This window comes from Arcticibacter eurypsychrophilus (genome assembly GCF_001730525.1).
GTDB lineage: Bacteria > Bacteroidota > Bacteroidia > Sphingobacteriales > Sphingobacteriaceae > Arcticibacter > Arcticibacter eurypsychrophilus.
Genome location: NZ_MDFN01000012.1, coordinates 34528 through 48175, shown reverse-complemented (window position 1 = coordinate 48175; position 13648 = coordinate 34528). Strand labels below are relative to the sequence as shown.

The 13648-nt window shown below is 38.8% G+C and carries 16 protein-coding genes; 7 read left to right on the top strand and 9 right to left on the bottom strand.

Annotation, left to right across the window (positions count from 1 at the left end; all coding sequences use genetic code 11):
• Positions 1–5: 5 nt before the first annotated feature.
• The 6 genes from rplV to rplC are packed head-to-tail and all read right to left on the bottom strand — an operon-like array spanning position 6 to position 3031.
• Positions 6–389, bottom strand: a complete 384-nt coding sequence (gene rplV / locus BFL47_RS08125) for a 50S ribosomal protein L22 (protein ID WP_016196849.1) — start codon at positions 387–389, stop codon at positions 6–8.
• Positions 390–392: 3 nt separating this feature from the next.
• The gene (rpsS, locus tag BFL47_RS08120; RefSeq protein ID WP_016196850.1) at positions 393–659 is read right to left on the bottom strand and encodes a 30S ribosomal protein S19; all 267 of its coding nucleotides are present in this window, start codon (positions 657–659) and stop codon (positions 393–395) included.
• Entirely contained in the window at positions 659–1483 is an 825-nt protein-coding gene (gene rplB, locus BFL47_RS08115; RefSeq protein WP_016196851.1) for a 50S ribosomal protein L2, read from the bottom strand. Before rplB ends, rpsS begins: the two co-directional genes overlap by 1 nt.
• Positions 1484–1490: 7 nt before the next feature.
• Positions 1491–1781 carry a 50S ribosomal protein L23 gene (rplW, locus tag BFL47_RS08110; RefSeq protein ID WP_016196852.1) on the bottom strand — a complete coding sequence of 97 codons (291 nt, stop codon included), beginning with the start codon at positions 1779–1781 and terminating at the stop codon, positions 1491–1493.
• 1 nt (position 1782) lies between these two features.
• Entirely contained in the window at positions 1783–2412 is a 630-nt protein-coding gene (gene rplD / locus BFL47_RS08105; RefSeq protein ID WP_016196853.1) for a 50S ribosomal protein L4, read from the bottom strand.
• A 1-nt stretch (position 2413) separates the two neighbouring features.
• The gene (gene rplC / locus BFL47_RS08100; protein ID WP_069659307.1) at positions 2414–3031 is read right to left on the bottom strand and encodes a 50S ribosomal protein L3; all 618 of its coding nucleotides are present in this window, start codon (positions 3029–3031) and stop codon (positions 2414–2416) included.
• Between the two features lie 471 nt (positions 3032–3502).
• Here rplC and purN point away from each other — a divergent pair, with 471 nt between their 5' ends.
• The gene (gene purN / locus BFL47_RS08095) at positions 3503–4090 is read left to right on the top strand and encodes a phosphoribosylglycinamide formyltransferase (RefSeq protein WP_069659306.1); all 588 of its coding nucleotides are present in this window, start codon (positions 3503–3505) and stop codon (positions 4088–4090) included.
• A gap of 36 nt (positions 4091–4126) precedes the next feature.
• Here purN and BFL47_RS08090 read toward each other — a convergent pair whose 3' ends face one another.
• From BFL47_RS08090 to BFL47_RS19590, 3 genes are all read right to left on the bottom strand, one after another.
• Positions 4127–4897, bottom strand: a complete 771-nt coding sequence (locus tag BFL47_RS08090; RefSeq protein ID WP_069659305.1) for a class I SAM-dependent methyltransferase — start codon at positions 4895–4897, stop codon at positions 4127–4129.
• Between the two features lie 94 nt (positions 4898–4991).
• Positions 4992–5879 (bottom strand): alpha/beta hydrolase family protein, encoded by an 888-nt coding sequence (locus BFL47_RS08085; RefSeq protein ID WP_069659304.1) that lies wholly within the window; start codon positions 5877–5879, stop codon positions 4992–4994.
• A gap of 15 nt (positions 5880–5894) precedes the next feature.
• Complete coding sequence (locus BFL47_RS19590; RefSeq protein ID WP_139125791.1) at positions 5895–6176, bottom strand: hypothetical protein; 282 nt, start codon at positions 6174–6176, stop codon at positions 5895–5897.
• 482 nt (positions 6177–6658) lie between these two features.
• Between BFL47_RS19590 and BFL47_RS08080 the strand changes: the two genes are divergently transcribed.
• The 6 genes from BFL47_RS08080 (at position 6659) to BFL47_RS08060 (ending at position 13620) form a co-directional block, all read left to right on the top strand.
• Complete coding sequence (locus tag BFL47_RS08080) at positions 6659–7138, top strand: GtrA family protein (protein ID WP_069659303.1); 480 nt, start codon at positions 6659–6661, stop codon at positions 7136–7138.
• A 10-nt stretch (positions 7139–7148) separates the two neighbouring features.
• Positions 7149–7271 carry a hypothetical protein gene (locus BFL47_RS20355; RefSeq protein WP_262482885.1) on the top strand — a complete coding sequence of 41 codons (123 nt, stop codon included), beginning with the start codon at positions 7149–7151 and terminating at the stop codon, positions 7269–7271.
• A gap of 215 nt (positions 7272–7486) precedes the next feature.
• A complete protein-coding gene (locus BFL47_RS08075; protein WP_139125790.1) occupies positions 7487–9412 on the top strand; it encodes a carboxypeptidase-like regulatory domain-containing protein in 1926 nt (641 codons plus the stop codon).
• A 432-nt stretch (positions 9413–9844) separates the two neighbouring features.
• Positions 9845–10828, top strand: coding sequence for a hypothetical protein (locus tag BFL47_RS08070; protein WP_069659301.1), 984 nt, complete (start codon positions 9845–9847; stop codon positions 10826–10828).
• Positions 10829–11013: 185 nt separating this feature from the next.
• Positions 11014–12540, top strand: a complete 1527-nt coding sequence (purH, locus tag BFL47_RS08065) for a bifunctional phosphoribosylaminoimidazolecarboxamide formyltransferase/IMP cyclohydrolase (RefSeq protein ID WP_069659300.1) — start codon at positions 11014–11016, stop codon at positions 12538–12540.
• 57 nt (positions 12541–12597) lie between these two features.
• Positions 12598–13620: a rod shape-determining protein gene (locus tag BFL47_RS08060; protein WP_069659299.1), complete on the top strand. Its 1023-nt coding sequence runs from the start codon at positions 12598–12600 to the stop codon at positions 13618–13620.
• Positions 13621–13648: the final 28 nt, after the last annotated feature.

Sequence of the window (13648 nt, the reverse complement as noted above, 5' to 3'; positions counted from 1 at the left end):
TTTCCTTAATTAGTTACTGATTCAAGGTTCTCAATATTCTCTGCCACAGTCTTACTGTCCACTACAAGGGTAACGTGATTTGAACGTTTACGGATTCTATGACCACGGCCCTGAGGCGCAGGTCTAAGTCTCTTCAACTGACGTCCGCAATCAACAGTTATTGTTTTCACAAACAAACCGCTATCTTCCGGACGTTGACCCTCATTCTTAGCTTCCCAGTTTTTGATCGCTGACAACAAAAGTTTTTCAACTCGTTGTGCAGCTTCCTTATTGGTAAACTTTAATATATATAGTGCCTTTTCAACACGTTCACCACGGATCAGGTCAACAACCAATCTCATCTTACGAGGAGAGGTAGGGCAATCATTTAATTTTGCTACTGCTTCCATTCCTTATTTCTTCTTTTCAGAGTGACCTCTAAATGTTCTTGTTGGAGCAAATTCTCCCAACTTGTGACCAACCATGTTTTCAGTTACATACACCGGAATAAACTTGTTACCGTTGTGAACTGCAAATGTATGTCCTACGAAATCCGGAGAAATCATTGACCGGCGAGACCAGGTTTTGATTACAGACTTCTTGCTAATCTCGTTCATAGTAAGCACTTTGCTTTCTAAATTATGATCGATATAAGGACCTTTTTTAATTGAACGTGCCATTATTTCTTTCTCCCTTCAATGATGTAACGACTCGAAATTTTCTTCTTGTTTCTAGTTTTGTAGCCCTTAGCTAACAATCCATTTCTAGAACGAGGATGTCCACCTGATGATCTTCCTTCACCACCACCCATCGGGTGATCGACTGGATTCATGGCAACACCACGAACACGAGGACGACGTCCCAACCAGCGTTTTCTACCAGCCTTACCTAACACTTCGTTAGATCTTTCTGCGTTAGAAACCGATCCGATTGTTGCCATACAAGTTGACAAGATCATACGAGTTTCGCCTGAAGGCAATTTGATAATAGCGTACTTTCCGTCACGAGCAGATAGCTGAGCATATGTTCCTGCACTACGTGCAATGATTGCTCCCTGTCCTGGGTTCATTTCAATGTTGTGAATAATTGAACCCAATGGAATGCTCTTCAAAGGAATTGCATTTCCAACTTCCGGAGCTGATGCTTCACCAGATACCACGGTTTGTCCAACCTTAAGTCCTGTTGGCGCTATAATATAGCGTTTCTCTCCATCAACATAATGAAGTAATGCTATACGAGCTGTACGATTTGGATCGTACTCAATTGTGGCAACTTTTGCGGGGATATCTTTTTTATCGCGTTTAAAATCAATCAATCGGTACGACTGTTTATGTCCCCCACCGAGATAACGCATAGTCATTTTACCGGTATTATTTCTACCACCCGAATTTTTGATGGAAACTATTAACGATTTTTCAGGAACGTTTGTAGTAACATCAGAGTAATCGCCTCCTACGCGGTGACGAGTACCAGGGGTAACCGGTTTAAATCTTTTAACTGCCATGTTCTATTTAAATATTGCTGTAAAAGTCAATAGTTTCTCCATCCTTAAGCGTTACAATTGCTTTCTTGTACTTAGGCATACGGCCTGATACAAATCCAGCTTTAGTATAACGATTCTTTGCTTTACCAGATACCACCATGGTGTTTACAGCACTAATGCTAACACCAAACATTTTTTCAATTGCACCTTTAATCTGCAATTTGTTGGCTCTGTGATCTACTTTAAAAGCATATCTGTTAAACTTTTCAGTTAATGCAGCTGCTTTCTCCGTTAATATAGGCTTCTTTAAAATTTCCATACTACTTGGCAAATGCCTCCTCTAATGTTTTAACAGAACCGGTAGTCAGAATTAGCTTTCCTGCGTTTAACACATCATATGTGTTTAACTGATCGGCAGTAATTACTTTCGCTGATTTAATGTTTCTGCTTGATAAATACACATTATTATTAGCAACTGCTAAAACCAATAGCGTTTTCTCAGATGCCACCTTCAAATCTGTTACCAGTTGAAGGTAATTCTTAGTCTTCACTGAATCAAAAACAAAATCTTCCAGTATCACGATACTGTTATCTTTCGCCTTGTAAGATAAAGCTGACCTGCGCGCAAGTTGCTTTAACTTCTTATTCAGTTTAAAACTGTAATCACGGGGTTGAGGACCAAATACACGACCACCGCCATTGAATAATGGAGATTTTATACTACCAGCACGTGCACCACCTGTACCCTTTTGCTTATATAACTTGCGGGTTGAACCTGCAATCTCATTACGCTGTTTTGATTTATGTGTTCCCTGACGTTGATTAGCAAGATATTGCTTAACGTCAAGATAAATCGCGTGATCATTAGGCTCAACGCCAAAAATCGCATCAGACAGTTGCACCTTGGCTCCTGTTTCTTTACCTGATATGTCTACTACGTTAATTTCCATCTTATTTATCAACGATTACGTAAGAACCCTTAGCTCCCGGAATTGAACCGCTAACTACCAATAAATTTTGTTCTGCGTATATTTTCAAAACCTGAAGATTTTGAACCTTAATACGTGAACCACCTGTACGACCAGCCATGCGCATACCCTTGAATACACGGGAAGGCCATGAAGAAGCACCTAATGAACCTGGAGCTCTCAGTCTGTTGTGCTGACCGTGAGTGGCCATACCAACACCGGCGAAACCGTGACGTTTCACTACACCCTGAAAACCTTTACCTTTAGATGTACCAACGACATCAACGAAGTCTCCTTCAGCAAAGATCTCAACAGTTACTGTGTCTCCCAGACTTTTCACATCATCAAACGACTTAAACTCCACAAGTTTACGCTTTGGAGTTGTGTTTGCTTTTGCGAAATGACCTTTCAGCTGCTGAGTAGTGTTCTTTTCCTTCTTCTCATCGTAAGCCAACTGAATTGCTTCGTAACCGTCAATTTCAGAGGTACGAAGCTGCGTAACAACGCAAGGGCCAGCTTCAATTACCGTGCATGGAATGTTTCTTCCATCGGCATCGAAAATGCTGGTCATTCCTACTTTTTTTCCAATAATACCTGACATTTTTATTTAATTCTTTTTAAGCCCATCGAAGCAGTAGGGCTTCGTTCAAGGCAATGTAAATCCCTCGAAAGGGACGGCAAAGATAGGAATGTTTAATTAATTATCAAACACTTAGCCGTTTATTTTTAAAGAAATTTACGTATATGCACCTTTAATTAAATCAGATTGCGTTTAAAAGCCGATTACACAAAAACAAACAAGTGCATTTATTACAGAATCACCTTATCCTCAACTACTTTCAATACCCCTTTTTTTTGAAATAGGAGTTACATTTTCTAATTTTTTAAATTCACACCGCGCTGCCATCTGATGCATATATGAACTACAATTGAAAACCTGTTACCTGACAATCCAACAATGACCGTCAAATCTGCTGATTTCAAAAATCATTTTGATCCTTATCAAAAGGAAAGCAGACGTTAATTCGCTTCTTCCTTAATAAAATATATCTTTGAACATACTTCATTCAATATGCCACTCAAAAAACGGATTGCTATTTTTGCTTCAGGTTCAGGGTCAAATGCTCAAAAGATAATGGAACATTTCAACAAGCATCCCGACGCTGAAGTAGCCCTTATACTTTGCAACAACCCCAGTGCCTATGTCATTCAACGTGCCGACAATTTTGAGATCCCTTCTCATGTTTTTGATAAGTATGAATTCACCAAAACGGATACCATTCTTAAGCTCCTCAAATCGATGGAAATTGACCTGATTGTTCTGGCTGGCTTCCTATGGCTCATTCCTGAAAATTTGTTAAAAGCGTTCCCCAACCAAATTATCAATATCCACCCTGCCCTTCTCCCTAAATACGGAGGCAAGGGAATGTATGGCGATCGGGTACATCAAGCTGTTCTGGATAATAAGGAAACAGAATCAGGCATCACCATTCATTTTGTGAATGAAAACTTTGATGACGGAGAGATCATTCATCAATCCCGTTACAGGATCGACAAAAATGACGATATTGAAATGATCAAATTTAAAGGTCAGCAACTCGAACACCTTCATTATCCTAAAGTGGTAGAGAACCTGGTTAAAAAAATGAAGTCTTTATAAGAAGGTGAAGCTTTGCTTTATTATACACGAATCCGGTTATTTCCAGATAAATCCCCCTAATCTGAAAAAACGCAGTGTTTTGTTTATCGTAGTAAGTGATTCTTTAATCAATCTATCCTGAATCTTCTGCAGCTTCGTTTTCTTGTTATTCTGAAAGGAAGTTATACCTGTCTTTTCATCGAAAGGAGCAGATCTCTTTTTTTTCTCAACGACAACAATGCTGTCATAAAAATGAATTGAATCAACTGAACGTGTAAAATCATTAACATTTAACGCTCGTTGTTCAGAATGATAGGCATTTAAAAGATCTATGAACTTTTTACTGTATTCAATAAAGGTTCCGCGCCTTTTATAACCGCCCCCATGGCCTAACCAGTAAGAGGTGTGAACATCCTCACAAAAATAAACCCCATTGTCTTTGATAGACGAAAAAAGCTCCTCATAGCTCACAATCTGTTGATTCATGGTATGTCCTCCATCATCTATCAGGATATCTATAGGAGGCATTTGCTGCTTCACTGTCTTTAGAAATTTTCGGTCAGATTGAGAACCTATAAATATTTTTATATTCTCTTCTTCTAAATCCTTACACTTAGGATTGACATCAATGCCATATATTTTTGCATTTACACCGAAGTAATCCTTCCACATCTGCAGGCTTCCTCCCTGAGACACTCCAATTTCCAGGATTACGACTTCCTTATTTCTAAATCTACTGAAATGTTTTTCATAGACGTCAAAATAATGGTTCCATTTATGTATCAGGCGCTGATCGTTCTCCCGAAAATACTTTTCAATGTCATTCATACTAGTTGGTTAAGGATTTTTAAGTTATCATAACTCAGGGCACTAAACTAAAAGAATTTTTCCGTAATAGATGACTTGGATGAAGTTTGAGGAACTACCATTTTAAGCCGGAAGTTTTAATCAGGATAGCATTTAAAAAGATAGAAATTTCTACCTGAAGCTGTTGATGAAATATCTCCCGGTCAAAGCCTTGTGGATCAGTAGCTGGTTGGAAGTTCGGGTTTCTCATAGTTTCAGGGAATGGACTTAAAAAGGAAAAATGTCCCGCGTTATCAACTTTTCGAAAAGTAACCATAGATGAATCAGGAACACCGTTAATAACAACTGCAGCATTCCAGTCAGGCGTAATTGGATCATGTTCAGCCGTCAGCAGCAAAATCGGGACGGTTACCTTTTGTAAGTTATCAGCAAACCACCCGGCTCCGGGAGCAAGCAGTACTAAGGCTTTTACTCTGGGGTCAGCAGCAACATCTACTTTTTTCCCTTCCCGCGTATAAGGTACACCGCCTGCTAAAGCTAAAGCGGTATATCCTCCCATAGAATGCCCGATCACCGCTATGCTTTCAAGTAAAAGACTTTCCTGAAAAAACGCCATTTGTGTCACTACATTAATGGTTATGCTGATATGGCGGGGTCGAAGCACGAGGTTTTCCTCCGTGTTTTCGAGAGTATTGTTATTGCGATTGTTTCCATAGTGCTCGGGCATAACCACAATGTAACCATGCCGGGCTAAATGCATGCTGATCGTACGGTATAGTAAATGTGATCCGCCGTTGCCATGAGATATGACTATTAAGGGAAACTGCCCTTCCATTATTATGGAATCCACACTTACTTCCATCACGTAAGGCCCGAAAGCCACAAGCGTGGGGGATTCCAAAGTTGGATAATGTATTATAGCAGGAAATGATATGCCTTTTAGCTCATCTTCAATTGTAATCTGTTTACTCCCTACATAGCTTTGGACCCTTTTATTTGCCATTATTTAAATTCGAAATCATGTGGTTTGGTTTATTCGTGTTCGGGTTACTTCACTCTTTTTGCTAGTCGATAATAAAAGGCCAAAGAAACCGATGATACGGATAATTTGATTTTTTTCATTGTATTCGAAGTAATCCATTCCCTCTACGACATCCTGGTTAGCCACAACAAGTTCCCACATAAAACGACCGCTACCGTGATGACAGTCTGCCTGAGCAATTAAACTAAACTTTCTACCAGGAAACGTTTTGTAAGAGTTGTAAATCACCTCCACCAACTGATCAACCCCTATAGCCAAAGGAGTCTGCGGATCTATATAAGCGTTATTCTCAGACCAACATTTTCATGTTTTCATCATGAAAAACTCATTATCAAAAATAAAAAATTCTTTTGATTAATAGAATGAGTTTATGATAATCAGCGGAAAAATAAAAACATCTGTAAGGCTTATAGGCAAAGATCTGCTTTGGTTGAAAGCATGGATTTGTTATCACATTAAATTATCAAATAACAAGGAAATAATGATAGATAATTTTAATTCCAGCAAATATTTTAACTTGCCTTTATAAAAATTGCTCTCTAAAATCTATATATGCCTGATCACCTAAAAATACTCGAATTGAATGTTGTCTTATCGAAATTACAATTACCCTGGCTGCGGGCACGTGGCAAAGTACATCAGTAGGGTATTTTTCGCCTTATGAACTTTATGTTACATGATAATAGCCGCAGTTTGCCGGAAAATTCGCTTTGATTCTTACTTTCGTGCACATTCTAATTATGCGAAAAGCAATATTAACCTGTATAGATTTTTTCTTCCCACCATTTTCCCGCTGGATTTCTCGTGACACTTTTAGATACCTTGCAACGGGTGGTTCTACCTTTGCAACCGGAATTGTTGTCTATTACCTGGCCTACAATTATATATTAGAACAAAAAGACATCCGGCTTTCCAAATTGTTAGTGACCGCCCCGATCGCCGCTCTGGCCATTGAATGCACTATTACCTTCATAATCGGTTTCCTTTTAAATAAATACTTGATCTTTACGGATTCAAAATTGAAAGGTAGAATTCAGCTTTTCCGCTATGGCTCCATAGTAGTTACCAACCTCATGCTTAACTATGCTTTCATGAAATTAATGGTTGAAGCATTTGCTTTTTACCCAACGATTGCAAAGGTTCTGACTTCCATTATTTTGGCTATTTTCAGTTATTTCTCTCAAAGACATTTTAATTTTGGCTATTTTCAGTTATTTTAACTATGCTTTCATGAAATTAATGGTTGAAGCATTTGCTTTTTACCCAACGATTGCAAAGGTTCTGACTTCCATTATTTTGGCTATTTTCAGTTATTTCTCTCAAAGACATTTTACTTTCAAGGTAGAGAAGTAGTAGCATTATTTCTATTCTCTAGTCTGTAACGGCCAAAACGAATTCATGAAAAGTCTATCTTACATTGTATAAGAAAACGACCTTTATTCTGAAAAATGGAAAAGTGTCAACTTAGTGGAGGTCTAACAGGGTTCTGATTCTTGTTAAAGATTGTTAAGGTTACCAAAAAGAGAGGAGTTCACCGTATTTTGGTTGTTCGTCAAAATAGCATATCAGTGAGACCAATTTTATTTAGTTTTCTACTAACCGCATGCTTCATCAAAGCATCTAGCCAGGTTAATACAGAGGCGTTTCTAGCGGGCTTTAAAACCTTAACACTAGTTGATTCTTCCAGACTTTACAAGGCTGACACCCCCATAGCAGACCGGTTACACTTCAGGCCTCTTGATTTAGATGTTTGGTATCCCTCTTTAGAGAAAAAAAATTACAGCATGGTTTTCGGGGATTTACTTAAACTTTTTGAACTGCGGGCTAACAAGTACCAGGACAAAGATGATTACACCGGAATCACAGCAGAACTTGCGCTACAATTTGCATTGGAATCTGGACTGAAGCCTGAAAATGCCAGAGATCTCTTAGTAATCAAAACCAACAGCTATAGAAACTCTATTCCGACGAGAGAGAAAATGCCTTTAATTCTCTATATGGCAGGGTTAAACGGGATGAGCTTCGAAAACTACAAACTCCTTGAACACCTGGCCGAAAGTGGATATGTTGTTCTTTCAATTTCTTCTGTTGGCCGCTATCCGGGAAATATGACCGATAAAAAGGCAGATATGATGGAACAGGTATACGATGCTGAATACGCAATAAATGCACTCAAAAATCAAAACGAGATTCAGATTGATTTTGAAAAGATGGCAGTTATAGGGTACAGTTGGGGAGGTATGAGTGCAGGGGTTTTAATCAGCAGAAACGCGGAAATAAAAGCCCTTGTTTCACTTGACGGTAGCGAGAACCATGTTTTTGGAGAAAGCGAAGACGATGATAAGAATTTGAAGGAAATAGTTGGTTCAGCACTGCTCAACGAAAGAATAAAAGACATTTCTTATTTATACCTGAAAAGCGGAAATAGTAACAGTCCCCGGCCTGTAGATCAATATTCTTACTACGACAAGGTGCAAATAAAAAAGTATTATTTATGCTTTACAAATAGCGGGCATGAAGATCTGTCCTGCATTCCGTTTCTACTCAATTCTTCAAGCCATAAGCTGGATATCTATAATAATGTGTTACAAAGTACACGACTTTTTTTACATAAAGAGCTAAAAAACATAGAAGGATTTGATGATTATTATAATGAATTAAAAAGATCGGATAAAATAACTACTAGCCTGATAAAACCCGAAAAAACCGGCACTAATGCCATGCCGCTTAAAGGCACTGTATTTGACAGCTATACAGGGAAACCTTTGCCCTATGTAAATATTGGAACCCTAGAAGCAGAAATCGGAACTGTAACTAACGAGAGTGGTCAATTCGAAATAAGGATTACAGATGCCTCAGTTAACGATAGCCTTCGGATTTCTATGATAGGATATAAATCGCAGGTTTATAAAATAAATGAACTTTTAGCCCTAAAAGATGGTGTTACCATTAAGCTTGCCAAGGATATTAATCAGCTTAAAGAAGTGCTGGTTACTTCTAAGAAATTAAGAAAAAAGGTTCTTGGCAATAAAACGACCTCTAAGTTTCTGAGCACTCCATTTAATAACCTGCTCGGCACTGAAATGGGCATCAAGATTCCTGTCAGAACGCAGCCTGTTTTTGTCGATGCATTTAATTTTCACATATCTTATAACAGACTGAGTACCAGGGTATGGTTTCGGTTAAATATTTATGACATGAAAAACGGAAGGCCTTTTCAAAATATATTGTCGCAAAATATTTTAATACCTGTTGCTGCAAAGCAAACAGGATTAATTTCTGTCGACCTAAAGCCTTATGACATAAGCCTGGCTGATGATGTGATAGTTACATTAGAGTGGATTAAAAATGAAACGGAGCCGAAAAGAGGGGAAGCATTATACTTATCCGCAAGCCTGCTTTCAAATGGAACCTTCGTGAAGCGATCTAGTCAGGCCAGGATAGTAAAACGTAATAGCTTGGGCGTTGCATTTAATTTGAATGTGAGATATTGACCTCGATGACAATCGCCCGAGCCTCAGGTACAAAAGCCACTATTTTAAATTGGCCTTAATACTTTTAGAATCCAAAACCTTATTTTAAACCACTCCCATGAATAAACAATTTTACCTATTCGGAATTAGTGACTTCCCTAACCTAACCTCCAGGACTGATAAGTTGAGTAGGAGAAAGGTTATCATCTATACTATCCCGTGTATTTCCTTCTGGAAAGAATCGCATAAGCCTCTGGTATCACTCCGATCCTGGCTAGTTAAAGTCGGACTTAACACAGATAATTATTACATTATTTTTACCTTTAACATTAATTCATTTACCTGCACTCTTATAGAAAATTTATACGTATAGGAGAAGATATTGGAAAATTTCCTCTTTCTTTTGTTATTGGATTTCCTAATGGAGTACTTTGCCTGTATAAATTATATCACATGGCAACTATAGATCAAAAAGGAATGGTTCACGGAACCGCAGGTTCAGTAATATACCGCGGGTATCGGGGGAAGAACATCATCCAGGGTAAACCAAAGGCATTTAAGCAAACTGAAAAAACAATCAGGAGCGCTAATGAGTTTGGACTTTCGAGTTCTGCAGCAGCGGTTATCCGGACAGCATTTGAACCGGCTTATTTTTTTAAAGACGGAACAGCAGCGTATAGAAGCACCCAACTTGTGTATCGGTCAATATTGAACAATGTAAGCGGAGAGAAAGGGAAAAGGGATCTGCATGATGGCGACCTTTCTTTTTTACAAGGATTAGACTTCAATGCAAATAGCAAACTGCATGAAGTGCTACAAATAACCCATGAAGTTAATAAAAGCGTAGATGGTTTAGTAAGTGTTACCCTTGGTTCCTTAAATACCAAGACAGAGATCAAAAGGCCAAAGAATGCAAGCGGAGCCTATATGAAACACCGCATCCGACTAATGCTAGTCGCTTTCAACTTCAGGGAAGAGTATTATGAAAATCTGGGCGTACAGGATATCGATCTGGAAGGATATCAAAGTGTAGAAGGACGGGTCATCTCCTTTACAGAACCGGTTCCTGAGGATTGCCTAATCCTCGTAAGCATGTCATTGATGCTCTATTCCTCTATAAATCAAACCAATGAAAGCATCTTGTTAAACAGTGTAGCGTTTAGTCCCTGCGCAATCATCGGCACCTTTCAATCTGAAAATCCATCAGAATACCCCATAGAAGGGGTAAATACTCAACCATCTGACTATCCAGGCCGGGAAGAAAAGATCAAACAAATGAGTTATGTAGGCAATCTTCTTATGTTAGGAATGGATGCCAGGATTAAGAAACGTGACATTTCAACTAGTAAACAAACCCTTATAGCCAGCAAAACGTGCTTAATAGAAAAAGTGGACCGGAATAATGTTCTCAAAGGCAAGATTTCCTTTAAGAAATGATTGGATTTTTATCCCTTGGTATGATGTCTTGATTTTTGATGGATTAAAAATCCAGCGCTAACATATTAGCAACCTAAAAACATCATTCCTTAATAAGAAATATTACTATTCCTTAGTTTTACTATTAAATCTGCTAGGAACTTACGTCACAAAAAGCCTATCTTTGCCGCTTAATTTTCCCATAAATGAGCCATCCTGTCAAAATAAAAAACGCTTTAATATCAGTATATTACAAAGACGGGCTAGAACCGTTGATTAAAAAACTTCATTCTTTAGGTGTTACCTTTTATTCTACAGGTGGAACAGAAAGCTTTATCAGGGAGCTTGGATTCGACGTCATCCGTGTGGAGGACCTTACCGGGTATCCTTCAATATTAGGTGGACGCGTAAAAACATTGCATCCTAAAGTATTCGGTGGCATTTTATCCAGAAGAAATCTGGAAGAAGACAAAATACAATCTGCAGAATATGATATTCCTGAGATTGATTTGGTCATTGTTGATCTTTATCCATTTGAAGAAACAGTGCGTGCCGGTCTTGGCGAAGATGAAGTAATTGAAAAAATTGACATTGGTGGCATATCATTAATACGGGCAGCTGCAAAGAATTTCAATGACGTAGTAATCCTGTCTTCTAAAGATAATTACGAGGAACTAAATACCATTCTGGAAGAAAACGATGGTGTGACTTTATTGTCGCATCGTAAAGAGTTTGCTAAAAAAGCATTCAATATTTCTTCTCACTACGACACCGCTATATTTAATTATTTCAACCGCGAAAACCCTTTACCTGTATTTAAACAGAGCGAACAGAAATCGTCCACCCTTCGTTATGGAGAAAATCCACATCAGAAAGGTTATTTCTATGGCGATCTGGAAGCGATGTTCGAAAAGCTGAATGGAAAGGAACTCTCCTATAATAACCTGGTAGATGTTGATGCCGCAGTTGCTTTGATAGACGAATTTGATGAACCAACATTCGCGGTTCTTAAACATACCAATGCATGTGGAGTTGCTTCTAATCCTAGCTTATTTGAAGCCTGGAAAATTGCTCTTGCTTGTGACCCTATTTCTGCCTTTGGCGCGGTAATCATTTGTAATGGTGAAGTAGACGCACAAACAGCACTGGATATCAACAACCTTTTCTTCGAAGTACTGATTGCGCCTGCTTTTAGTGCCGAAGCAATTACAATTCTTACACAAAAGAAAAACAGAATTCTGTTGTTAAGAAAAGAGACAGCCCTTCCTACTAAAATATTCAAGACACTGCTGAATGGCGTGATTGAGCAGGAAAAAGATGGTACCATGGAAGGTCCGGAACAAATGACTCCGGTTACTGATATGTTGCCTACTACCGAACAATTGAAAGACCTTCATTTTGCCAATAAACTGGTAAAACATACAAAATCGAATACGATTGTGATTGCAAAAAACCAACAGCTAATCGCTAGCGGAGTAGGTCAGACTTCCAGAGTGGATGCCCTGTTACAGGCTTTAGAAAAAGCTAAATCATTTGGATTTAATGTGGATGGCGCCGTTTTGGCTTCCGATGCTTTTTTCCCCTTTCCAGACTGCGTGGAGATTGCTGCAAACGCAGGCATAAAGGCTATTTTACAACCTGGAGGATCGATAAAAGACAAACTTTCAGTCGACATGGCCAACGATAAAGGTGTTGCAATGGTAATCACAGGGGTTAGACATTTCAAACATTAATATAGTACTAAACATTTTACTACATTTGCATACTTTTAACAATTTAAAACGTCCTTAATGGGTTTATTTAATTGGTTTACACAAGAAATCGCTATCGATCTGGGTACGGCAAATACGCTGATCATACATAATGATAAAGTGGTTGTTGACGAACCATCAATTGTAGCTTTTGACCGCACTACAAATAAAATCATTGCAATAGGCCGTCAGGCCATGCAAATGGAGGGTAAAACCCATGATAATATACGTACAGTTCGTCCACTGAAAGATGGTGTAATTGCCGACTTCAATGCGGCGGAGCACATGATCAGAGGAATGATCAAAATGATCAACAATGGCAAAGGCTGGTTTTTCCCATCCTTAAGAATGGTGATCTGCATCCCTTCGGGCATTACTGAAGTAGAAAAGAGAGCCGTTCGTGATTCCGCTGAGATAGCAGGAGCAAAAGAGGTGTATCTGATTCATGAGCCTATGGCTGCTGCGGTTGGCATTGGCATTGACGTGGAAGAACCCATGGGAAACATGATCATCGATATAGGCGGAGGGACAACTGAGATTGCGGTTATTGCTTTATCAGGCATTGTTTGCGACCAGTCTATCCGTACTGCAGGTGATAATTTCGATAGTGATATCGTTCAATATATTCGCCGTCAACATAATATCATGATTGGGGAACGTACCGCTGAAAAGATTAAAATCGAAGTTGGTGCTGCCCTACCTGAATTAGCTGATCCACCTGCTGACTTTGCCGTACAAGGCAGAGATCTAATGACAGGTATTCCGAAGCAAATCACTGTATCCTATACCGAAATTGCACATTGTCTGGATAAATCAATATCTAAAATTGAAGAAGCCATTCTAAAGGCACTGGAAATTACCCCTCCTGAGTTGTCGGCAGACATCTATCAAACAGGGATTTATTTAACCGGAGGTGGAGCTTTGTTGAGAGGATTGGATAAACGGGTTGCTGCAAAAACTAAATTGCCGGTTCACATTGCCGAAGATCCTTTGAGAGCAGTGGTACGCGGTACCGGGATTGCACTTAAGAATATTGGCAGTTATAAATTTTTAATGCAGTAATATTATTAAAGGCGGTAAGCTTATGACT